Genomic DNA, 22,435 nt, shown 5'->3' on the forward strand with positions numbered 1-22,435 from the left:
CAGAACGAACAGCAGAAAAACTCGGCAATGGCCGAGTTTTTTCATATCCTATCCAATCGCATTTAGTTATAAGCGGGCATCTTCGTTCTTGTTATCGAGCTGCTTTACAAAAACAAACCCGATCAAGTTCAATATTGCAGAAAATATCACACCCATATATCCGGCTCTAATATACGGCATCAAAATATCCCACACATCTCTAATGACAGAGGGCGGAAAAATTTTGATGCCAATCCATGCAATGATGATAAAAGCGATTCCTCCACTGAAAGATGCTTTTATAAAACCAGCCTTCTTGATTCGGTTCTTTTTTATCAAATACACAAAAATGCCGATCGGGACAATGAGAGAAAGAAAAAAAGCAATCCATAAACTGAACACTAATCTTGCCAACAAAAATAGAAGCAACAACAAAATCCCCAAACCGCTTCCTAAAAAATAAGCAGATTGATAAAACTTCATTCCAATCCCTCCCCCGACCGCTTTGCCATCGTATGATAATTAACTTATTAATATTTACTTTTTTTGCCATTTATAGAAACATTCAATTTGCCAACGTTTTTCCGTAATTTTGATTCACCCATAAACCCCCCGCCTTGAAACGGAGTGTAAGTGCGAAAGGTTCATCCTTTCCTTTAGCTACATCCACAATCCCTTCGTTGCTTCACACCGATTTTCCGTATTCCAAAAGCTCCTTTAGCTCCCATACATACTCTTCGGAACCGGTGACGATGAGCCGGTCGCCGATGCGCAATTCCGTATCCCCGTGCGGAATGAGCGACTTGTCGCCGCGGAAAATACGGACAATAATGCAGTCGCCTAAAAACGGAAACTGGCGAAGCAGCACACCGTGGTAAGCAGAATGGTTCATCTCAATTTCATGCAGGGCGACATCTTTATCCGTCAACATATGAACAATATGCGGCGATTCAATGAATGACCGCAATACCGCGGCCGCCGAAAGAGAAATCGAAGCTGTTTCAATGCCTATTGCTTGCAGTTCATGGACGGTGGCGGGTGAATCGACAAAGGCGATAACGCGCACCACACCTTGTTCTTTCGCCCATGTCGCCACTTGCATATTCGTCTCTTCATTGCCCGTCAACACAACAACGGTATCAGCGGCAAACGCCCCGTGGTCGCGCAATGTGTCGAACGAATAATCCTCGATATCGACGATCGGAAAAACGTGATCAAGCGTTAACAATTCCAACTTTTCTTCTTTAATATGATATAGCGTTGTCTCATACAGCTGGGCATTTAAATCGCGGGCGGCTGCAAGCGTAAATTGGTTCGTCCCGATCAGCTTGACCGTTATTTTCCTAGCTGGTTCTTCTTTTTTGTCATACAGCTTTCTAAACATAATCGGCGAAACGACGCTCGTTAACACCGCCACTAAAATGAGCGCCCCCTTCATGTTTTCGTCGATCATTTTCATCCGCTCAGCAATCGTGGCCGCCGCGATGACGAGCGAGAGCGTCGAGACAAGCAAAAACCCGGAAGCGAGGGTTGTTTTTCCATCGTACCAGATGCGAAGCAAATAGACAGGCGCCACCTTGGAAATGACAAGCGCGATAAATAGCAGCGGAATTAACAATAAAATTTTTGGTTCGGCAAACAGCGGCCGCAAATCTAAGTTCACCCCGACCATCACAAAGAAAATCGGAATGAAAAAGCCGTAGCCGAACGAATCGAGCTTATGCATAAAATCTTGGTTCGGCGCCAATAGCGAGACGAGAACGCCAGCCAAAAACGCCCCTAAAATCTTTTCCGCCCCTAGCGTTTCCGACAGCGCCACAAGTACGATAATGAGCGCAAAAACAGCGCGCGTGCCGATTTGAATCGTCCCTTTCGCCATCGTATCGACAAACGAACGGCGCTTGAAATATTTCCCGGCAAAGTAAAACACAACTCCCGCGCCAAACAATACAAGAAGCAGCCATGTATTTCCTTGTCCTTGGCCACTAGTTGAGACGAACACCGCGAGCAAAATCATTGTTACTAAATCGGCAATGACTGCGATCAGCAAAATCGTCTGGCCGATCGACGTTTTCATCAGCTGCGCATCTTTCAATGTCGGCACAACAACACCAAGAGAAATCGTCGAAATAATAAGCGTCATCAAAAACGGGTTGTCAACATAACCAGCCCACACAAACACATAGGACAACCCAAGCGATACGGCAAAAATGGCAACAAACACGATCGATGCGAGGGCAAACGTGTTCGGTTCTTTCGCTTCCTTCCCTTTTGCCTTGCGGGCAAAGGCGGAAAAATCGATTTCTAGACCGCTTAAAAACATAAGGAAAAGAAAACCGAGCGTCGATAGCGTGTCTAGCCACGTGTCGTGCTTCACAACGTTCAACCCCGTTTTGCCGATGATGATGCCAATTACAATTTCAGCCACGACAACTGGAATGACTTGAAGGCGAAAACGATGCAGGAGAAGCGGAGTGAAAAATGCGGCGACGATGACGATGAGCAACGATGTGATGGAGGAGTGCTGTTCCATCATCGTTCCCCCCTTTCGTTCGTTTCCACTATTATATAAGGTTCTATGCCGTTTTACAATTTTTCCATTTGAACAACAAATGTCCCTGCACCGTAAATTATTGTAAAAAAATCCTATGCCAAAACGCATAGGAAGACATCTCATTTTTGATGTATGGGTTGCAGGCGATAATGAAGCGCCGCCCGCTTATTAGAACGGGGAATCTATCTTCTATTTATTATAACCATTGCCAATTTGATGGCGCTCGCCTTCTACCTCTCTAGAAGAAAGGTTCCCCCTTTCGACTGTTAACGCGTCTTATATCCTATACACAAGATAATCGCCGCATTTTAGCTGCGTCACCTCGGCTTTTAAGCTTTTGGCGATATCTTGCGTGATTTGCTTCTGCTCTTCTTCATTAGCCGCAAGTAGGGCCAACACGTTGCCGCCAAGCACGCGCTCGCGGTTGAGTGTAACGTACGCAAGAATTTGATAAGGCGGTTTCGTCGTCGCTTCTTTACCCATTTACTCTTCCCCCCAAAAATTTGTTTTCATCACCGAATGGCTCTTTTTCGTGCTTTCAAGAAGCGGCGTTCTTTTGATCGCTTCAATGAACGCTTTTTCGCTGCGGACGATCGGCACGAGCGTCACGATGACGCGTCCTTGTTCATAGTCTTTGCGCGTAAAGTTGTACCGCTTCACCCCGACGGCTCTCGTCGCTTCAAATAGGATGGCTTGCCGCTGGCCGAAGTGGTCCAATGTGATGCGGAAATGCTCTTCGCGCGGCACAATCACCGCAGCGATGCCTTCTTTTTCGAACAGTTCTCTCGCGCGGTCCGTGCCGAGCTGGTTTGTCACAAACATGCCGTCGACAAACAGCTCGGAATCTTTGACTTCCACCTTCCCGAGCTTCACATCGGCAATATCGCCGACCGTTTTTCCTTTCGAAAAACGCTTTAATATGAATAAAACGATGAGTCCGACCACAGCGCCGATAGAAACGCTCGCCCATTGCGCGAGATGGGACGAAAGCTGCATTGCCACTCCTGTCACTAAAGCGACGACAAGCGCGAAATAATTCCGGGCCTCAAACGTCTTGGCGATGCCGTCGATATATGCATCTCCCCTCGGCGTGAACTCCGTGTTCTCCAAATCCTTTAAACTATCGCGCTCCGCTCTCCGCACATCGCGGAATTGCTGGATCGCCAGCGTCAAAAACGTGACCGCGACAAAATTCTTTGTCATGATCGCTGGAATGGCCACCGCTCCGAGCGCCGCGGCCACAAATCCCGTCACTAAATGAATCAAATAACCGTTCGGATAGCTCGGATATTGCCGGTAATCTTCTTTAATCGTAACAAGCCGGGCGAAAAAGCCGACAATTAACGCCGTGACCATAGTCGCCAAATGCTCCGACGAAATCATATCGCTTCTCATGAAAAAGAGCCTCCCGAAACATCGATATCTGGATTATTTTTTTAAAACTTCAACGCAATTATTCCCGCTGAAAGCGAAAAATACCTTTTTGTTTGGTTCGTGCCGATAAAAATAGCGTGATATTGGGTACAATACAGAACGAACAATTCGGAAAAGGAGCATGGTCTATGGCTGAAACGACGATTTTTGTCGCTGAAGCGGCATCGCAACAGCCGATTCAGCAAATCGAACATCTGCTAAACGGGCTTGACGGCGTACAGCGGGTTCTAATCGACACCGCTGACGGCGAAGTGAAGATCGAGTTTGACGAGAGGAAAATCTCGAAAGAACGCATTATCATCACCTTGCAGCAGCATAACTTTCGCGTGCACTAATGACTGAGAGGCTGTACACGCAAAAAGGGAACATTCGGATCACAAGTGTTGATGATCCATTATTTTACTAAAAATATGGAATGATATAGCTAGACACAAGCTTTTCTGCCTCTTCCCTCGAACAAGAACGCTAGCCTGCAAATGCATTTGCCCGCAAAGCGTTCGTTGTTCGAGGAGGGCATTCTATAGGCATGTTCAGTTGACTACGGCAGAAAAGCTAGGAATCAAGCAATGCCAATTGGTTTTTATTAGATCATCAACACACCTGCATTTGGATAAGAAAAAGGGTGTCTCGTTTGCGACACCCTCGATTTTATTCGGCAAATTTTCCTTCCTGATAATCACGAATGGCTTGAACAATTTCCTCGCGCGTATTCATGACAAACGGCCCGTAAGCGACCACCGGCTCAATGACTGGCTCGCCGGCATAAAGGAGCACGCGCAGCTTCTCGATCGCTGTCACGGTCAGCTCGCTTTCTTCGCTATCGTCATGCCGGCTTAAAAAGAGCGCCTGCCTTGCGGTTCCTTCGGTCGCCTCCGCTCCAAATGTTCCGCGTCCTTCGAGTATGTAAAGAAAACCGTTATAGCGGCCCGGCAAATCTTGCACGATGCTCGCTCCCGGTTCCAAAATCATTTCCACCATCGTCACCGGAACATGATTGAGCGCCGGCGCTGTCACTCCTTTCGACGATCCAGAAAAGACGCGAATGAGCGCCCCTTCTTCTTGTCGGACCGGCATATCTTCCGCCCGCAAATTTTGATAACGCGGCTCGGTCATTTTTTTCGCGCTCGGCAAGTTCACCCATAGCTGCAGGCTATGAACCGTCGAACCCGGCGCTGGATCTTCTTTATGAATGACGCCTCTTCCTGCCGTCATCCATTGTACATCCCCCGCACCAAGCGTTCCATGACCAGCTTTATTGTCGTAGTGCTCTAACTGTCCGTCGATCACGTAGGTAACTGTTTCAATGCCGCGGTGCGGATGAAAATCAAACGTTCCTTTTTGAAAAATATCTTCCATCAAAAATAAAAACGGGTCATATTCTTGCCAATTGCCTGGCTCCAATACAGGACCGCTTTGATGGATCGGACTGTTCATTTGCATTTGTACGGTTCGCACATAGCGAATGCTGCGCTGTACGGCCATACGATCCCCTCCTTTTTATGCAAAACTTTCGCTTGTATCGTACCTTATTGGATAAATGAAAGGCAAATGTTTTAGACAACCATTTTTCCTAACTATACAGCTTGCGATTGGAATAGCATTATTTAGTATTAGTAAATATAAAAACATATCGGAACATTGCTTGCATGTATATTTTTAACATAACTGCCGAGAAGTCTCGCGCCTCTTAACGGAATGTAGCTGGGAGAGGCCCATTCACGAGGCTATTTGCTTGCAATATATGATAGAGTTTAGTAGAATTATTTTGAATTAAAAATATCCCAAATTGAGACATTTGTATTTCTTTTAGTTTATTACACAAACTACAACAGCAAAACTACACGAAAGGAAAGATGCAAAATGGCAAAAGTACTTTACATCACAGCTCATCCACACGATCACACTCAATCCTACAGCATGGCGGTAGGAAAAGCATTTATCGATGCTTACAAGGAAGTTAATCCAAATCATGAGATTGTACATATCGATCTCTACAAAGAAGACATTCCGCAAATTGATGCCGATGTATTTAGCGGTTGGGGAAAACTTCGAACTGGCAAAGGGTTTGAAGAGCTTTCCGCGGAAGAAAAAGCAAAAGTGGGACGCCTATCGGAATTATGCGACCAATTTATTTCTGCTGACAAATATGTGTTTGTGACACCGATGTGGAATTTCTCATTCCCGCCAGTGATGAAAGCATATATTGATGCTGTGGCTGTTGCGGGCAAAACGTTTAAATATACCGAACAAGGTCCAGTTGGCTTATTAACAGACAAAAAAGCTCTCCATATTCAAGCAAGCGGCGGCATTTATTCCGAAGGTCCAGCAGCTGCAATGGAAATGGGACATCGCTACTTAAGCGCCATCATGCAGTTCTTCGGCGTGCCTTCTTTTGAAGGATTGTTTGTTGAAGGACATAACGCCATGCCTGACAAAGCTGGGGAAATTAAAGAAAAGGCGATCGCGCGCGCCAAAGATTTAGCTCAAACTTTCTAATTCAACACAGCAAAACAGCCTGAATCCTATTTATAAGGGTTCAGGCTGTTGCTTTTCTAAACGTTCTCCCTGTATTTTTCGCTCAAGCAGGACAACGGACTCTTTTCATCCGTTTTTCCGCTTTTTAGGCCGGCCAACAAGGCAACTTACTCGCTTTTGGTTTGCTCGACAAGACGACGCAGCTGCTCTTTGACATTGTGATGGCACAAACCGCCGTGATAACAAATCACGGAGTCGACATCTAAATCAGCAAGCTTTTCAAGCGAACGCACCGCTTCCGCCATATCCAAGGTCGTCTCTGGCATAGGCCCTAATAATTCACCATTTAAACACGCAATCGCGTCCCCAGCGACAAGCAGCTTATGTTTCTTTAAGTAGAGGCTAATATGACCTGGCGTATGCCCCGGCGTAAAAATGACTTGAATCCCTCCGCCATACGGAAGCTCTTGATGGTCTGCTAACACCTCATCGACTTTCGCCCGCGGCGGGTTTTCCGCTAAAGCCCGCATGGCTGGCGGAAGCGATTCCCATCTTTCTTTCGGCATCCGGTTCGGATCGAGCTTGAATAAAGGACGCTCCCCTTCAATATGAGGCTTTTCAAGCGCATGCGCATACACTTTGACGCGCTCGCCGCATTCTTGAAGAATAGCGGGAAGACTGCCGATGTGATCAATATCTTGATGAGTGATAATGACTGCCTTCAATTGCTCAAAAGAAACACCCGCTTGGTTCATCGCCCGGCGAATCGCTTCGAGCTGTCCAGGCACCCCAGTATCGATCAACACCGCTCCTTCTTCATCCCAAATCAGCGTCGGATTGAACACCATCCGTTGACCGAAAGCCTCGACTTGTAGTTCTAGCACTTCCACTCCATGAGCCACTTTCATTTGCTAGCCTCCTTTGCACTTCTGCTAAACCTTACATATATTTTTTACCACACATCTTTAATTTTGTAAATATAAATTTTTATTATATCATAAAATATTTAATTTGTAAATAGTTTTGTTATTTTCTTATGAAAAACTCGTTGCTTTATGTTTTGGTAAGACCGAACTCCAGCGAATTGATTGCTTGATTTCCACAGCTATAGAAACCGTTCTGATGGACATAAAAACGAAGAGGCGGCAAACAGAACTCCTGTGCCCGCCTCTATTTAGCTGCATCCACGCATCATGGTCAGACAAGAACATCAAGCAATAAACAATGATACGTCGCTGGAATTTGGCCATTTTTCGAAAAGCGCCGCTCGTACTCGTCCATCATCGTTTTGAACACGGACGGTCGCTGGCAATGGCGCCCATCTGTGCTGTTAGTCGCACCGATCTGGCGTAGCGATAAGAAAAAGTCGCGGACCGTTGGAAAGTACTCCGTTTCCCACGTTTCTTCCGCCGCCACCGCCGCTTTTGGAAAAGCATGCTCGCACCGCTTCAGCCAATCGGACAGCCCCGGAAAGGATGGGCCGATCGAAAACCGCTCAGCGATGCCGTGTTGCTTGAGCGCGGCTAGAAACGATGCGTGCAACTCTTGAAACGTGTCCGCGCCAAACGTCGAGAAAAGAAGCTGTCCGCCGGGATTTAAAGCGCGCGCTAGCCGATTGATCGTCCGTTCCGGGGCATTCAGCCATTGGAACGTCGCGTTAGAAATGATCAGGTCATACCGTTCATCGATGGCCATTTCTTCAATATCAGCGCACCGCCACGTAATGCGGTTATCAAGACGCTGTTGCGCGGCGGCAATCATTCCCGGAGCGATGTCGACAGCGGTCAGATGTGCGTCTGGAAACGTGCGAATTAACTGTTCCGTTAAATAGCCGGTGCCGCACCCGACCTCAAGAATGCGCGTTGGACGCACGGCTATTCGAATAACAAGGGCATCCGCCATCTTTTTTTGCACGTTTGCAAATCGGTCGTACGTCGCTGCTCGTTCGCTAAATCGTTTCCGCACTAATTGTTTGTCAATCATCGCTTCCACCTGCCCATGTTTGAATGATCCGGGCGCATTCGGCCGCGTTTGTCACAAACGGGACGTGCCCCGCATCTGGAAGCAAAGCGAATCTCGCATTGCGCGCCTGTTCAGCTATGTAACGCGCGGCCTCCGGCGGACAAATCGTATCACTAACGCCATGGATTAGAAGGAGCGGCATATCAAGTTCCGGCAAAAACGGCCGCGCATCCGCCTCCAGCAAATAATCAAGCCCAATGGCAAGTTCATTGATGCGCTCATGATGAACAAATGCAGAAATGTCCGCCTCTTCCCCTTTCGCCCATAACGATGCCAAAAATGCGGCGATCGTTTCATCAGGGCGCTTGTATAGCTGCTTTTTCATTCGTTCGACGATGCGCCGATGCCACCCTGCTTCATATGTATCATCGGTCATAAAACGGCTCGTCCCGCCGATTAGAACGAGGCGCTTCACCCGTTCTGGATAAGCGCCCGCCAATTCAAGAGCAACAAGCGAGCCAAGCGACCAGCCAATGACAAGCGATGGCGCACAAAGCGCTTGTTCTGCACGTTTGCGAAAACAGCGGACCGTGTCAATGTCGATCCACTCGACAAGTGAAACGTCTTTCGCCGGCGCGAGTTGTGCCAAAAGCGGCGCAAAAATGCTCCCTTTCATGCCCCATCCCGGAATGCAAACGATGTTCATCCGATCACCCCCATCGCCCGGCCAGCGCGGACAATGCTCTCAAGCGCCCAGTCCAGCTGCTGCTTCGTCATCGTCGCCATGAGCGAAAAACGAATGCGGGCGGAACCTTCCGGGACGGTCGGCGGACGAATGGCGACAGCGGCAATGCCGGATGCTTGCAATTGTTCGCTGAAGCGCACGGCCCGCTCGTTATCCCCGATGATGATCGGAACGATGTGCGTTTCGCTCGCGCCGATATTAAAGCCCAATTCCTTTAAGGTGTTGCGAAAATAGGCGCTTAACTCACGGAGCTGGGCGCGCCGCTCTTTTTCTTCTTGTACGATGGCAACAGCGGCTTGGATCGAGCCAAGCACCGCCGGCGGCAGCGCGGTCGTAAAAATGAGCGGGCGCATATGATTGACAAGATAGTCAATCAGCGTCCTGCTTCCCGCCACATACGCCCCGAACACGCCAAGCGCCTTGCTGAACGTTCCGATATGGATGTCCACATGCTCGCTGACGCCTACATGATGCGCCAATCCTTCCCCTTTTTCTCCGTAAACGCCGCTTGCATGCGCTTCATCGATCATTAGCCAGGCATTGTACTTCTTTTTCAGTTCAACGAGCGCACGCAAGGGAGCGACATCCCCATCCATGCTGAACACCGTGTCGGTGACGATGATTTTCCGTTTCCGTTCGTCTGTTTTCCGCAAAAGCTCTTCTAAATGGTCGATATCGTTATGACGATACCTTTTGACTTCAGCGCGGCTTAAAATGGCGCCGTCGATGATGCTGGCGTGGTTCAGTTTGTCGCTGAAAACAACGCCATCGCGCCCGGCGAGCGCCGAAATAATGCCGACATTGGCGTTATAGCCGCTGTTAATCACAAGCGCGGCTTCGCTTCCTTTCCATTTCGCCACCGCTGTTTCGACCTCTTCGTAAAGCGGGCAGTTGCCGACGATCAGCCTCGATGCCGTGGCCCCCGCTCCATACGTTCGCGCTGCTTGGACGCCTGCTTCAATAATCCTCTTATCGTTCGCAAGCCCTAAATAGTTGTTCGACGCCAAATTCAACATCGTAGTTCCATTGATCGTTGCCCAGGCTCCAGCGGATTCCGTCCTTACGAGCTTCCTTTTTTGCGTTTTCTCTTCTAATGCTTGCAGCTGTCTGCACAACTCATGCCACAAATGTGCCTCTCCCCTTTTTGTAAACTTAATAAAATAAAAGGTTTACATTTATCGTATCATAGGAAACGTTTGGCAACAACAAGAAGGTATAAATAAAAAATGGTAACACTGTCCATGTCCTCGACAGTCGTTTTCACATTTACTAAGTTGAAGGGAGGAAAAGAGCGATGAATTTTATTCACCAGGCCCGCCAGTCCATCGGGCACCATGTAAAGGTCATGACCGCGCATGATACTTTCACCGGAACATTATTATCCGTCGGCAGCGATTTTCTTGTTATAAGAGTGCGGCACAATCGGAATGAACAACGCCTTCTCATCCGGCTGGAGTCCATTATTGCTTTGTCGCGCTCCGAAGAACCAACTTCTTTAGAAGACGAATCTTCGCATACTGCATCTATGGATGACGATGATCTTCTCGAACAGTATTTGCTTGAAGCGGATGATGAATGAACTTCTCCTGCCTACACGCCGCCTAGAGGCAAGGGATTTCTCGGTGGATTATGTTAAATGTCCGAAAAACCCGGCCGTTTTGCCGGGCTTTTCATATTTCCTTGTTAATAGGACATACTAACCGATAATCGAATGAACAGGCGGGAGACGAGTCAGCCATGGATGAAATGATGTTATGGATGTTGTTTGTTTTAGGGATCGGTTTGCTGCTTTTTGGCTTGTTAAGAAAGCCGGAAATTATAAAAGATTCGATGCTGGCGTTTTTATTGAAAGCGTACTTTTCCACTTTTTTCGGCGTTATCGTGGTTGAGATGCATATGCTCGACTATCCTGTTAGAATTTTGTCTCAATATTTTGATACGAGCATTTTGTTCGAATATTTGTTGTATCCCGTCGTCTGTGTCTTTTTTTATCAAACGACGCTTCGTTCGTCTTTTTTAGGAATTGTGGGGCAATGTACGCTGTATATCTCTGTGCTGACAGCGATTGAAGTGCTGTTTGAAAAATACACAAGCTTAATTCACTACAATACATGGAAATGGTGGTATTCCTTTTTGACCATGTTTGTGTTGTCTTTTTCCGTTCGAATGATGATGGTATGGATTAACAAAAAGCAACCGTTACGCAAATAATTCGAACGCCAACCTATCATCCATTGCCGGCGTTTTTTCGCACCTTGCTGCTGACGGTCTTTTTTTGTTCCAAATCGTATATGAATTTATGAATAACATCGTGAATCATCATCTTCCTCACGCTCCGTTTGTTGTTTTGACAATTTCATTGTAAAAAAGAAATGAAATCCCAACATCGGAGCGCGGATGGAACTTTTTATTCGTCTTTGAACCGAACAACATCTCCATCAAAAGTTGTAAGGAAGGTGCTATCGGTATTTTTTTAGCCGCTCGCGCAGCGCTTCGACATCGACTGGCGGCTCAGGCGGCGAAGGAGCTTCCCACTGTTTTTGATATTCTTTAAGCCAATCCGGAACAAGCTCAGTACGAACGGGCGCGCGCTTTACTGAAACAAAGCGGCGCTGTTTTCTTCGTTTCGCATGCTTAACATCTTCAACCGTTTGATAGCGTTTTGCCCGCCAATCCAACAGCACTTTTTCTACATACTTCCATGATGTACTCCCGTATTCCAGAGCCGTTTTCAACGCTTCAAGAACAAGCGGTCCATTCATTTCATCGATCCATTTGTTCATTTGTTGTTGAATATACTCGTTATACGGATAAAAATGATATTGCTGATAAAAATCAAATACAGTCTTCTTTTCCATTTCTTTTTGATTTATATATGTATAATCCATTGAGTGATTTGAACCGTTCTCTTGCTGTTCCGTCTGTTCATTTGTTAATTGTGCATTTAGAACAATGTTCGATTTACGAGGAAAATATTTCTCTCTAGCAGTAAGATAGTCTAGATGCTCGTTAACGGCCGAAGCGCATCGCCCGAGCTCGTCTGTAGCTCTTGTGGCCGGATCATGCCCAAGCAATCCTTGCTCGCACTGGGTGATTCGGACTTGCGCGGTGTTCCGATCGTTTGCTGGCTGGTCCATTTGCTGCGCTCGATAGTCATTTTGACCATTCGCCTGTTCGGCATGGTCCGTTGATCGACCGATTTGTTCGAAATGTTCAGTTTGGTCATTTAGAACAATATTTTGTTTGCGCAGCTCTTCATAATTGATGCGATACGATTTCGTTTGGTCAATTTTGTTTTTATTCAAGTTCGCCGACTCAAGGTAGCCAAGCCGTTCAAGCTTCTTGATTACGCGGCGGATCGTGCTCGTCGACCAAAACGGAACAATGCGCTGCCACTCTTCATATGTCAGCATGACCCAATCGGTGCGCGCCTCTTGTAAAAGCCGATGGATTTCGCTTAATACGATGCTTTCATTGAGCCCGATTTGACAAGCAAGCTGCGGCGAGATACGCATCATGTGCCACCCTCCTTTTCTACTTTATTGATCGCTCCAGTGAGTCAAAAAAGATAGATACGTTCTTGAAAAATTTATCATTTTAGGCGAGAAGACTCCCACCTCAAGGAACGAACGTGAGTAGATGGGAGAGGAATCGCCTTCGGACAAGGCTCTAAAAGGATATAAAGATCCATGCAGTCATGGTATAATAGGTATACCATAAAGGGAGGTGAACCTCATGAGGATTCACAAATCCTACAAATTTCGTATCTATCCCAACCAAAAACAAGAAGAGCTCATCAAAAAGACGTTTGGTTGTTGCCGGTTTGTGTATAACTATTTTCTAGAAAAATGGGATCGCACCTATAAGGAAACTGGCAAAGGATGGTCGTACCACACTTGCTCCTCCCAACTCACTCAACTAAAAAAAGAAGGGGTCTGGTTAAAAGAGGTGGACAGCACGGCCCTTCCATCTTCCCTAAAACACCTCGCGGATGCTTTTTCTCGCTTTTTTAAGAAGCAAAACGATCCACCGCGCTTCAAGAGTAAGAAAAACAAGGTTCAATCGTATACCACGAAACAAACAAACAGAAATATGGCGATCGAAGGAAACTACATCAAACTTCCCAAACTAGGGTTCGTTCGTTTTGCCAAATCAAGGGGAGTCGAAGGTCGGATTTTAAGTGCGACCGTTCGCCGGAATCCAAGTGGAACATACTTCGTCTCTCTTTTAGTAGAAACGGACGTGAATCCTCTTCCCCAAACGGGTTCGGCGGTGGGCATCGACTTAGGATTGAAAGAGTTGGCGATTCTTTCAACCGGCGAACGATTGGAAAACCCAAAATGGCTACGCAACATGGAACCAAAACTCATTCGGGCCCAGCGTATTCTATCGAGGCGGATCAAAGGTTCTTCGAATTGGCATCGACAGCGCATCAAAGTGGCTCGCATTCACGAAAAAATCACCAACACAAGAATCGATTACTTGCAAAAGATTTCAACGCAGATCGTCAAAAACCACGACATCATTGCGTTGGAAGAGTTGCAAGTGTCGAACATGATGAAGAACCGCAAATTAGCCAAAGCGATTCATGAAGTGTCTTGGTCACAGTTTCGCACCATGTTGGAGTACAAAGCGAAATGGTACGAGAAACAAGTGGTCGTTGTATCGAAGACCTTTGCCTCTTCCCAACTCTGTTCGTGCTGTGGCTACCAACACAAAGACGTGAAAAATCTCCGCCTTCGTGAATGGAGATGTCCATCTTGCGGAACCTATCACGATCGGGATCAGAATGCAAGTATCAATATTCTAAAAGAAGGACTGCGCTTGTTGTCGTGTTAGACAACGGAACCGTTGGGACGACGGGGATCGCCTACTTAGAGAACCGAAGGAGGCTTCGGTGTTCGTAGGAATCTCCCACTTTGAAACAAAATGAAAGTGGGAGTAGTTCAATGTCCGAACAAAAAAGGAGACGAGACGGAAAAGGAGAATACGTATTTGAAGAAGTAAGGAGGTGCTTGCGTGAATCGAGAAGCACTGATTCAACAGTTTAATCAACAGCAGCGAATCGAGATCGATTTTCCCGGGTTTCGGCGCGAGATGGACGGGACCGTTATCCGGCATGTGTCGCTGACCGAAGAAGACGGGTTTATCAGCTACTCCCGCCTCGAAGACGAAATGGCGGATGAAGCGATTCGCACACAACTCGACTATTTTCAACAGCTCGGCCAACGCTTTGAGTGGAAAGTATACGATTATGACCAACCGGCGGATTTGAAGGAGAGGCTTCAATCATTCGGCTTTTCGGTCGGTGAACCGGAAGCGCTGATGGTAATGGAACTTGCCAAAGAGCACCCGCTTCTTGCCGCTTCACTCCCCGATTACGTGCACCGCATTGACAGCGAAGCCGGCATCGACGATATTATCGCACTAGAAGAAGCAGTGTGGGGGGAACCGCACGGAAGCCTTGGCGAACGGTTGAAGCGCGATTTAAAAAACGATCCTGACCATCTCTATTTATACGCGGTGTACGAGGGCAAAAAAGCGGTCAGCGCCGCTTGGATGTACTTGCATAAAGGTACGTCCTTCGCCAGCCTCTGGGGCGGTTCGACCTTGCCGGATTACCGGCAAAAAGGATTGTATACCTCGCTCATTGCCGCGCGGGCGCAAGATGCTTGGAACAGGGGCTATCGCTTTTTGACCGTCGATGCCAGCCCGATGAGCCGCCCGATTTTAGAGAAAAAAGGATTCACCTGCCTCGGCTATTCGTATCCATGCGTATCGCCCCCGATTGAACTTTAGCGCATATGCCCTTTGCAACAAAGCCGAAGCAGACGACCATGTAGCCAACAAAAAAGCGAGGACGATGTTCCTCGCTTATTGTTGTTTCGCTAAAAATTCAATTCGGTTGTGAAACGGGTCGCGGCAGGAGAAGCGAACGACGCCGGGAATCGGTTTTTCGTCTTGTGTCGCGATGCCCTTTTCTTCCAAATAGCGGCGCACCGCTTCGATGTTTTCGACTTCAAAGGCCGGATGGCTTTTGCTTCGGTAGCCTTCGCGGTTTTCAACGCCGATATGCAGTTCAATGTCGCCGACTTTGTACCAAAGCCCGCCGCTTGCTTTCAGCGCTTCCGGCTTTTCAATTTCGACAAAGCCGAGCACATCGGTATAAAAGGCGCGCGCTTCGTCTTCCGCGCCGACTGGAATGCAAATTTGCACATGGTCGAGCCGTTTGACAACAATGTTCATCGCGATTCCCCCTCGCTTTCAAATTGTACTTTTACACGGCGCACCCAAACAAACGAGGCTGCGGCCGCTAGGAATAAAATCGCTTCAATCGCCCAAATGTTGGTCACAACTCCCGCTTGATACAACGCCGGCGCCACGTCTAAAAGCGCATGCGCACAAATCGCATAGATGACGTAGCGAAACTGCCGCTTGCGCACGCCAAGCAAGACGAGAAGCGACATGACGATATGAAAGGCAATCGCAAACACGCGCTCCAGTCCCCCAAGCACATACATGGCAAACGTCGTCTCTTTTATGCGCTCTTTTAACTGCGCCGCTTGATCTGCCGGCAGCGACGAAGCGATGGTATGATCGAACGCTCCGGATTGAATGAGGTTCATCAACACAATCGAAGTGATGGCGCCAAACACTCCAAGCAAAATCGCCTCGATGCCGCCGTGGCCGATCCCAAACGACAGACCGTCTCCGTAACCGAGATGCTTTTTTAGAAGCCAGCGAAAACCGACGTAGCGCCCAATTTCCTCAAATACGCCCGCTGCCAGCGCCGCATAGGTGACAAAGAGCGCGGTGCTGTTCGTCCATTTCAGCGCGGTGCCGCTTGAATCGATGACCGCCACATGCAACGCTTTTTCCAACACTTGCGAAAAAACAAGAAACACGACAACGCCAACACCGAGCGGCTTCCATGAAAGCCATCCTTTTTTCCTTCCGTACCACACAAGCCCAACAGGAACAAACAAAGAAATCAGAAGCTGGACGACGGGGCCCGCCATGTTCATGTGATCCTCCCCTTTCTATCCTTTATAGACGCTTGCGCTGTTCTTGCTGAAAATAAAGATACGATTGAATTAGTAAATATAAATTGCCGATCACGATAATGATGATAAACAAGACAAACTGCATTTCCCCGTGCCAAAGCGCCGTCAACATCGATAAAATCCCCATAGCGACAAACACTTTGCCGCCGAGACGGTGCGTCTTGTTCCAAACCGTTTCGCTCGCAAGCGTCCACGGCGTGCGAATGCCGACAAAATAATTGTGCTTGATTTTCGGCATATAGTTGCCAAGCACGATAAACAACGCGCCGATGCCAACAAGCACGACCAAGCCGACATCGACCGGAAAACCAAGATTGAACGCAAGCATCACGATATGGATCGCGAAGAAAAAGAGCGAAAGCGCCACTGTCGAGATGCTGTAACTTTTCTGAAAGCTGCCGTAGTTTGCTTTTTTCGGATCAAACTTAGGCAGCACGCTCATAAGAACGACGATGAACGTCATCAATAAAGGTAGAAGGAATGCGCCAAACCATTTGCCCGCAAAGCCGTCCGCCACGCCTGATGCGTTCCAATGGATCGCCACTTGTTCCGGCAAGTATGGAATGGCGATCAAACTTAAAATATATGCAAAAACTGTAAACATAATCGCGAGTCGATTGATTTTCATTGTTTCTTTCCTTCCTTCTCGACAAAATCGTAAAACCAGCTCAACAAATCTTGAAACACTGTCGTATTTAGCGAGTAGTAAATATGCTGTCCGTCACGCCGGTCTTGCACTAAATCCGCTTGCTTCAAAATTTTTAAATGATGCGACACGCTCGGCTTTTGCATATCAAAATGCGAGGCAATTTCCCCAGCCGTCAAATCCCCTTTTCGCAACAAGGAAAGGATTTTTCTGCGCGTCGGATCGGCAATCGCTTTAAACGCTTCGTTAAATGACAATGATGATCCCACCTCGCAGCTTATTGTAGTTAGATATTTAGAAAACCTTCTAAATATCGGACAAAAATTTAGATATTTAGAAAATCATCTAAATACCAGGTAAAAAAATTAGATATTTAGACATCTTTCTAATTAAAGAATATTCCATTTCCATCTGATTGTCAATGACCTTTATTACAAATGGGCCGCCTTCCGTAACGAAGAATAGCCGCCTATGGAATGCTGATTGACAGAGTAGCGGGCAATATACTCTCTGTTTCCGTAAAGACTGTCCATTTCTTTCCTTTCCCTCTATTGATGCGGCGCCGTATTTATGAGAAAATAAGGTAGAACATTTGAGCGGATAGAAGGTGAAAGAATTGGATGGGCAAAGAAAAAAATCGATCTCTTGCAATCCATCAAGTCTTTGTCCGAAATTTGAAGCAGCCATGACATTGTTAAGCAAACGATGGGTCGGATTGATTATTAGCCAATTGCTAGAAGGCAAAACGAGGTTTTCCGAAATTGAATCGGCGATGCCGATTAGTGGAAAGCTATTGTCCGAGCGACTTAAAGAGCTTGAGGAAGCAGGCATTGTCGAACGAAACGTCTATCCGGAAACGCCTGTACGCATTGAGTACGTATTGACGGACAAAGGTCGTGCGCTGCAACCCGTCATCGAGGCGATTGAACAATGGGCAGAACTATGGGCGGAGCGCTGACGTTTGTGCCGCAATCATAAAAAATTATCATCAAAAGGGGATGTTTCAATGAACAATTTCGAAAAAAAGCTGGACAACTATGCGATGCTGGCCGTCCGTACGGGCGTTAACATTCAACAAGGGCAGACGCTCGTTGTCAACGCGCCGCTTGAGGCTGCGCCGCTCGTGCGCAAAATCGCTCAAAAAGCGTATGAAGCAGGAGCCAAGCACGTATATGTCGAATGGAACGACGAAGAGCTTACATACATCAAGTACAAACATGCGCCTGAGGAAGCGTTTTCCGAATACCCGATGTGGCGGGCGCAAGGAATGGAACAAATGGCGCAAGAAGGCGCGGCATTCCTCTCCATTTACGCCCCAAATCCGGATTTGTTGAAAGATGTCGATCCGAAACGGATCGCGACATTTATGAAAACATCTTCTGAAGCGTTAAGAAATTACCGCAGCGCCTTGATGGCCGATCGAAACTGTTGGTCGCTCATTTCTACGCCAACGCCGGCATGGGCGAAAAAAGTCTTTCCTGACTTGCCGGAACAAGAAGCCATCGACAAGCTGTGGGATGTCATTTTTGACGTGACGCGCGTTTCTACGGAAGATCCGGTTCAAGCATGGAACGAGCATAACGAAAAACTGGCGCACATCGTCGACTATTTAAACAATAAGCAATATAAACAGCTTATTTATGAAGCACCGGGCACGAATTTGACGATCGATCTCGTCGAAAACCATGTGTGGCACGGCGGAGCGGCGGTGAGCGAAGACGGCGTGCGCTTCAACCCGAACATCCCGACGGAAGAAGTGTTCACAATGCCGCATAAAGACGGCGTCAACGGCACGGTCCGCAACACGAAGCCGCTGAATTACGGCGGTAACTTGATCGACGGCTTCACGCTCACATTCAAAGATGGCAAAGTCGTCGATTTCACGGCTGAGCAAGGCTACGACACGCTCAAACACTTGCTTGAGACAGATGAAGGAGCGCGCCGCCTCGGCGAAGTCGCGCTCGTGCCGCACCGCTCGCCGATTTCGGAGTCAAATTTGATTTTCTACAACACGCTGTTTGACGAAAACGCGGCGTGCCATCTCGCGCTTGGCAAGGCGTATCCGACAAACATCCAAGACGGGGCGGCGCTTGCGAAAGAAGAATTAGACGCGCGCGGCGTCAACGATAGCCTCGTCCACGAAGATTTCATGATCGGTTCCGCCGAACTGAACATCGACGGCGTCACCAACGACGGCAAGCGCGAACCGATTTTCCGCAACGGCAACTGGGCGATTGAATGGTAAGCATGCAAGTCAAAACCATCATCACCCGCAAATGATAGAAACCGAATAAAACAGCCGCCCCTTTCCATATAATTGGAAGGGCGCGGCTGTTTTTATTGAAGGCGCTATAGTGCTTGCGGTTGATTTTTCACTAGACATTGACTGGCGATCGGAATGGACGAAATTCTGTTCACTTATTTGATTTTTAACATACTTATCGAGAAGTCTCCCATCTCTTAACGTAGTGGAGATAGGAGAGATTCATTTCTTACATATGAGTGTTGAATAAAAGCGGGATTATATGTTGTTTTTTAATCTTTTTTCCATCAGCTCCGCGATTTGTTTCGAATTGGCATCCCCTTCCTTTTTTAATTGATTGATGATGTTCCTATAATCCGTTTCGTTCCGGTTTTGTCTTAATTTATAGGCCGCCTCGATTTCTTCCACCTTAATCATGAACCTCCCCCTCCTACATTTCATTTAGAGGTGGGAGTTTCTTACCACTCGATCGAAGAAGCTTCAACGCAGAAGAAGGCGGTCTTCTTCGGCTCGATAGGAGTATCGGAAGTCTTCCCGACCGATTTGGTAAGCAACATCGGTAGGTCACCGATGGGGCGGTCCGACCCGTCTACTACTTCTTGCTTAGGCAATCCGTAGATACGTGAGCATCGTTGGCATATCCCAAGGAACCATCTCTTGATAGAGCGCCTTGCTCAAAATGTTGCGGGCGCCGTGGATGTCCCGATGTTCTTGATATCCGCAAGAACAGGCAAAGATTCGGGTGGAACTTTTTCTTCTCTTTTGGCAGACAGGACATGTCTGACTTGTATACGATTCATCAATTTCTTTCAGACGAATGCCTTGTTGGGCTAGTTTGTAAGCCAAATATTGCTTCACTTTTCCGAATGACCAGTTGGAGAGTTTTTGCGCCTGCTTCCGATGAACTTTCTTTTTCGTGTTTCGTTGGATTCCCTCCACATTTCCCATGTATACGTCGGAAACGGATTGCGCAAGGCACCAATCGACGAATTGCTTCGTCGTTTTATGAAGCGCATCCCGCAGTTGTCGTTCGGATTTGGATAAGAGGTATCGTTTGGCTCGTTCGTACTTTTTCCACCTTCGGGAGCCTTTTTGGCATTTGGATTGTCGTCGTTGAATGTCAGCGAGCTTCTTGTTTCGCAGCCGATGAAGCGAGCGCACCTTTCTCCCTGTAATCAAGAGCGCTTGCCCGTTTTCACAAAAGGCACCGATCGTATGAATTTCACCGAGATCGACACCGACGGAACGACCCGGTTGATACGCTTTCGCTTCCCGACCGTCGTCGTAGGTGATGGCCAAATACCAACTGTGGTTATAACAACATTCGATTTCCTTGATCGTTCCTTTCGGCAAGTGGGAGACATGGACGAGGATCGGTTCTTCTCTTGTTCCATCATGGATACCCATCGATAACGCAATGGTTCCATTTTCGTACACTTTAAACCCATCTTTCGCCCATTTCGTGTTGAAGAGTTTCTTTTGTTTGTACGGGTAGCGAGCATGGTGAAGTCCTTTTTGAATGGCGGCTTGTGCTGATTGTCGTGCGAAGAGGTATTTGTGGCAAACCGCTTGGATCGACTGGCTGTGAAGATGGAAGCGGCCTTTCGTTTGCTTTTGCAGTTCGCTTTTTGAGATGCGGCGGCCGTATTGAAGGAAATAGTCTTTGGCGAGCCGGAGGCACTCATTCCAAACGCGAGCCGACTCTCGGTTGCAGGCCCATAGCCGTTCGAGATCCCTCTTGGAGGCACGAAAGGCGACTTTTTGACCGCGGAGCATCGTCATTCCTCCCTTTCTCTGCATTTTGGCTAAGACCATTATAGCACATACGTTCTGTTTAGAAAAGCCAAAACGCCCGATTCATCTCCCACCTACATTCCATTTAGAGGTGGGAGACTTCTCGGTGAATGTGTTAAATGCCCTTTCCAAATACGCTTTCATATTTTCAGGTGAGTTTTGATCTTTAAATGTGTCGTAAAATGTTTCAATGCTGATTTCTTGGAGCAATTGTAAATCTTCAAGGTGACATTTTTTGATTTGTACAGTCATTTTCCCACTCAACTCCTATTAATAAATTCTTTTGTTTCCCTTTTTAACAAATTCCCAGTCAATTTCTACATTTTTTCTCACTCGTTGCAGAAGATGAAGCAGCATTTCGGCTTCTTTTTCGGAAAATCCGGATAATGCGACGCGATTCGAATGCTCGTGCTCTCTTTTGATAATAGGAAAGACCTGTTTCCCTTTTTCTGTCGGAAACAGTTTTTTAATTTTTTTGTTATGTTCATCTTCTTTCTTTTCAATAAAGCCGTTCATCTCAAGCTTTTGGATCGCCCGGGCTGCTGTGGTCCGATCGACTTTTATCATCTCAGCGAGCTTTTCTTGAATGATTCCTGGATTTTCACATATTCGCACAAGATACAAATACTGCCCTTTTGTCAGGTCATACTCTTTGAATTCGATATTGCTTATCGAATCTAACGCCCTTGCTATCATTCCGATTTCACGAAGAATTTCCGTCATGAATGACCTCCTTGGTGCGGATTTTGTTGCAAATGCAATAAAATTGATATATATTAAATTTAACCTAAATTTGTTGCATTTGCAACAAAAAATATGATAAAGAGGGCGGGTAATGTGAAATACGTCTTATATGTATTAGGAATTTTGATATTAACCTTTGGCATTTCTCTCACTATACAATCAAACCTTGGAACTTCACCTTTTGATGCGCTTTTGGTAGGACTGTCTGCAAGTGTGGGGCTGACTGTGGGAAGTTGGGAAATCATAATAGCTGCAATATTAATAGGCTGTAATGCATTTTTACGAAGAGAGCGGCCAGAAGTTTTGGGGTTATTAACGGCGTTTATAACGGGTGTTGGGATTGATATGTGGCTTTTGTTGTTGCACCATTGGATCACACCTGAACTATGGTACAGCAAAGCCGTTTGCTTTGGCATCGGCTTAGTTGTGATCGGATTAGGAACCGCAATATATTTGCACACAAATGTTGCCCCGATGCCCATTGACCGATTAACATTAATCCTGCAAGAATTAACTAGAACCAATCTATTTTTTTCGAGAACACTCATTTACCTCGTATTCTTGGTAATGGCGATGGTTTTGAATGGACCGATTGGCGTCGGAACTTTATTAACCGTTTGTTTAGGGGGGCTCATACTGAATGGCTGTATGCCTTTTGCTGGAAAAGTAATAGACTGCGTATTAACAACATCGCCAAATTATAGCAAAGATAAAAAGCATTCAATATAGAATGCTTTTTATTGTCCTTATTGGATATAGATGCCCCCTCCCACTT

The 22,435-nt window shown here is 46.9% G+C and carries 25 protein-coding genes and 2 pseudogenes; 9 read left to right on the forward strand and 18 right to left on the reverse strand.

Annotated elements, in window-relative coordinates:
• Window positions 1–66: 66 nt before the first annotated feature.
• The 4 genes from N667_RS0104410 to N667_RS0104425 form a co-directional block, all read right to left on the reverse strand.
• On the reverse strand, window positions 67–462 hold the full coding sequence (locus N667_RS0104410; protein ID WP_027408455.1) for a hypothetical protein: 396 nt from the start codon (window positions 460–462) through the stop codon (window positions 67–69).
• 202 nt (window positions 463–664) lie between these two features.
• The gene (locus N667_RS0104415; protein ID WP_027408456.1) at window positions 665–2,512 is read right to left on the reverse strand and encodes a monovalent cation:proton antiporter family protein; all 1,848 of its coding nucleotides are present in this window, start codon (window positions 2,510–2,512) and stop codon (window positions 665–667) included.
• A 297-nt stretch (window positions 2,513–2,809) separates the two neighbouring features.
• On the reverse strand, window positions 2,810–3,016 hold the full coding sequence (locus tag N667_RS0104420; protein WP_027408457.1) for a capping complex subunit for YIEGIA: 207 nt from the start codon (window positions 3,014–3,016) through the stop codon (window positions 2,810–2,812).
• Window positions 3,017–3,928 (reverse strand): YIEGIA family protein, encoded by a 912-nt coding sequence (locus N667_RS0104425; protein WP_027408458.1) that lies wholly within the window; start codon window positions 3,926–3,928, stop codon window positions 3,017–3,019. It lies immediately after the preceding gene.
• 167 nt (window positions 3,929–4,095) lie between these two features.
• Between N667_RS0104425 and N667_RS0104430 the strand changes: the two genes are divergently transcribed.
• The gene (locus tag N667_RS0104430; RefSeq protein ID WP_027408459.1) at window positions 4,096–4,302 is read left to right on the forward strand and encodes a heavy-metal-associated domain-containing protein; all 207 of its coding nucleotides are present in this window, start codon (window positions 4,096–4,098) and stop codon (window positions 4,300–4,302) included.
• Between the two features lie 313 nt (window positions 4,303–4,615).
• On the opposite strand, the gene N667_RS0104435 is transcribed toward N667_RS0104430, so the two are convergent.
• On the reverse strand, window positions 4,616–5,449 hold the full coding sequence (locus tag N667_RS0104435) for a pirin family protein (protein ID WP_027408460.1): 834 nt from the start codon (window positions 5,447–5,449) through the stop codon (window positions 4,616–4,618).
• A 378-nt stretch (window positions 5,450–5,827) separates the two neighbouring features.
• Here N667_RS0104435 and N667_RS0104440 point away from each other — a divergent pair, with 378 nt between their 5' ends.
• Window positions 5,828–6,463, forward strand: a complete 636-nt coding sequence (locus N667_RS0104440; protein ID WP_027408461.1) for an FMN-dependent NADH-azoreductase — start codon at window positions 5,828–5,830, stop codon at window positions 6,461–6,463.
• A 146-nt stretch (window positions 6,464–6,609) separates the two neighbouring features.
• Here N667_RS0104440 and N667_RS0104445 read toward each other — a convergent pair whose 3' ends face one another.
• The 4 genes from N667_RS0104445 to bioF form a co-directional block, all read right to left on the reverse strand.
• The gene (locus N667_RS0104445; protein WP_027408462.1) at window positions 6,610–7,350 is read right to left on the reverse strand and encodes an MBL fold metallo-hydrolase; all 741 of its coding nucleotides are present in this window, start codon (window positions 7,348–7,350) and stop codon (window positions 6,610–6,612) included.
• Between the two features lie 289 nt (window positions 7,351–7,639).
• A complete protein-coding gene (gene bioC / locus N667_RS0104450; protein ID WP_027408463.1) occupies window positions 7,640–8,425 on the reverse strand; it encodes a malonyl-ACP O-methyltransferase BioC in 786 nt (261 codons plus the stop codon).
• Window positions 8,418–9,110: an alpha/beta fold hydrolase gene (locus N667_RS0104455; protein ID WP_027408464.1), complete on the reverse strand. Its 693-nt coding sequence runs from the start codon at window positions 9,108–9,110 to the stop codon at window positions 8,418–8,420. Before N667_RS0104455 ends, bioC begins: the two co-directional genes overlap by 8 nt.
• The gene (gene bioF / locus N667_RS0104460) at window positions 9,107–10,276 is read right to left on the reverse strand and encodes an 8-amino-7-oxononanoate synthase (protein ID WP_156936083.1); all 1,170 of its coding nucleotides are present in this window, start codon (window positions 10,274–10,276) and stop codon (window positions 9,107–9,109) included. The genes N667_RS0104455 and bioF overlap by 4 nt, the downstream gene beginning before the upstream one ends.
• Before the next feature lie 167 nt (window positions 10,277–10,443).
• On the opposite strand from bioF, the gene N667_RS0104465 reads away from it, so the two are divergent.
• On the forward strand, window positions 10,444–10,728 hold the full coding sequence (locus N667_RS0104465; protein WP_027408466.1) for a DUF2642 domain-containing protein: 285 nt from the start codon (window positions 10,444–10,446) through the stop codon (window positions 10,726–10,728).
• Between the two features lie 158 nt (window positions 10,729–10,886).
• Window positions 10,887–11,360 (forward strand): CBO0543 family protein, encoded by a 474-nt coding sequence (locus N667_RS0104470; protein ID WP_027408467.1) that lies wholly within the window; start codon window positions 10,887–10,889, stop codon window positions 11,358–11,360.
• Between the two features lie 248 nt (window positions 11,361–11,608).
• Here N667_RS0104470 and N667_RS19060 read toward each other — a convergent pair whose 3' ends face one another.
• The gene (locus tag N667_RS19060) at window positions 11,609–12,667 is read right to left on the reverse strand and encodes a DnaD domain-containing protein (RefSeq protein ID WP_027408468.1); all 1,059 of its coding nucleotides are present in this window, start codon (window positions 12,665–12,667) and stop codon (window positions 11,609–11,611) included.
• A 217-nt stretch (window positions 12,668–12,884) separates the two neighbouring features.
• On the opposite strand from N667_RS19060, the gene tnpB reads away from it, so the two are divergent.
• Window positions 12,885–13,988: an IS200/IS605 family element RNA-guided endonuclease TnpB gene (tnpB, locus tag N667_RS0104490; RefSeq protein WP_027408469.1), complete on the forward strand. Its 1,104-nt coding sequence runs from the start codon at window positions 12,885–12,887 to the stop codon at window positions 13,986–13,988.
• A gap of 180 nt (window positions 13,989–14,168) precedes the next feature.
• A complete protein-coding gene (locus N667_RS0104495; RefSeq protein ID WP_027408470.1) occupies window positions 14,169–14,948 on the forward strand; it encodes a GNAT family N-acetyltransferase in 780 nt (259 codons plus the stop codon).
• A gap of 75 nt (window positions 14,949–15,023) precedes the next feature.
• On the opposite strand, the gene N667_RS0104500 is transcribed toward N667_RS0104495, so the two are convergent.
• The 4 genes from N667_RS0104500 to N667_RS0104515 are packed head-to-tail and all read right to left on the reverse strand — an operon-like array spanning window position 15,024 to window position 17,116.
• The gene (locus N667_RS0104500; protein WP_027408471.1) at window positions 15,024–15,395 is read right to left on the reverse strand and encodes a VOC family protein; all 372 of its coding nucleotides are present in this window, start codon (window positions 15,393–15,395) and stop codon (window positions 15,024–15,026) included.
• The gene (locus N667_RS0104505; RefSeq protein WP_027408472.1) at window positions 15,392–16,174 is read right to left on the reverse strand and encodes a YhfC family intramembrane metalloprotease; all 783 of its coding nucleotides are present in this window, start codon (window positions 16,172–16,174) and stop codon (window positions 15,392–15,394) included. Before N667_RS0104505 ends, N667_RS0104500 begins: the two co-directional genes overlap by 4 nt.
• A 22-nt stretch (window positions 16,175–16,196) precedes the next feature.
• Window positions 16,197–16,841: an SdpI family protein gene (locus N667_RS0104510; protein ID WP_027408473.1), complete on the reverse strand. Its 645-nt coding sequence runs from the start codon at window positions 16,839–16,841 to the stop codon at window positions 16,197–16,199.
• A complete protein-coding gene (locus N667_RS0104515; RefSeq protein WP_027408474.1) occupies window positions 16,838–17,116 on the reverse strand; it encodes an autorepressor SdpR family transcription factor in 279 nt (92 codons plus the stop codon). Before N667_RS0104515 ends, N667_RS0104510 begins: the two co-directional genes overlap by 4 nt.
• A gap of 428 nt (window positions 17,117–17,544) precedes the next feature.
• Between N667_RS0104515 and N667_RS0104520 the strand changes: the two genes are divergently transcribed.
• Both N667_RS0104520 and N667_RS0104525 read left to right on the forward strand, forming a co-directional pair.
• Window positions 17,545–17,817, forward strand: coding sequence for a winged helix-turn-helix transcriptional regulator (locus N667_RS0104520; RefSeq protein ID WP_051529970.1), 273 nt, complete (start codon window positions 17,545–17,547; stop codon window positions 17,815–17,817).
• Window positions 17,818–17,865: 48 nt separating this feature from the next.
• Window positions 17,866–19,104, forward strand: coding sequence for an aminopeptidase (locus N667_RS0104525; protein WP_027408476.1), 1,239 nt, complete (start codon window positions 17,866–17,868; stop codon window positions 19,102–19,104).
• A 276-nt stretch (window positions 19,105–19,380) separates the two neighbouring features.
• Here N667_RS0104525 and N667_RS19730 read toward each other — a convergent pair.
• The 4 genes and pseudogenes from N667_RS19730 to N667_RS0104545 form a co-directional block, all read right to left on the reverse strand.
• Window positions 19,381–19,542: pseudogene (locus N667_RS19730) on the reverse strand (FMN-binding negative transcriptional regulator); the annotation flags it as partial.
• 183 nt (window positions 19,543–19,725) lie between these two features.
• Window positions 19,726–20,898, reverse strand: coding sequence for an RNA-guided endonuclease InsQ/TnpB family protein (locus N667_RS0104535; RefSeq protein WP_027408477.1), 1,173 nt, complete (start codon window positions 20,896–20,898; stop codon window positions 19,726–19,728).
• A gap of 132 nt (window positions 20,899–21,030) precedes the next feature.
• Window positions 21,031–21,168 (reverse strand): annotated as a pseudogene (locus N667_RS0104540) (GNAT family N-acetyltransferase); the annotation flags it as partial.
• 18 nt (window positions 21,169–21,186) lie between these two features.
• Window positions 21,187–21,639: a MarR family winged helix-turn-helix transcriptional regulator gene (locus tag N667_RS0104545; protein WP_027408479.1), complete on the reverse strand. Its 453-nt coding sequence runs from the start codon at window positions 21,637–21,639 to the stop codon at window positions 21,187–21,189.
• 114 nt (window positions 21,640–21,753) lie between these two features.
• On the opposite strand from N667_RS0104545, the gene N667_RS0104550 reads away from it, so the two are divergent.
• Window positions 21,754–22,389: a YczE/YyaS/YitT family protein gene (locus tag N667_RS0104550; RefSeq protein ID WP_027408480.1), complete on the forward strand. Its 636-nt coding sequence runs from the start codon at window positions 21,754–21,756 to the stop codon at window positions 22,387–22,389.
• Window positions 22,390–22,435 lie beyond the last annotated feature (46 nt).

This window comes from Anoxybacillus tepidamans PS2 (assembly GCF_000620165.1).
Classification (GTDB): Bacteria; Bacillota; Bacilli; order Bacillales; family Anoxybacillaceae; genus Anoxybacteroides; species Anoxybacteroides tepidamans_A.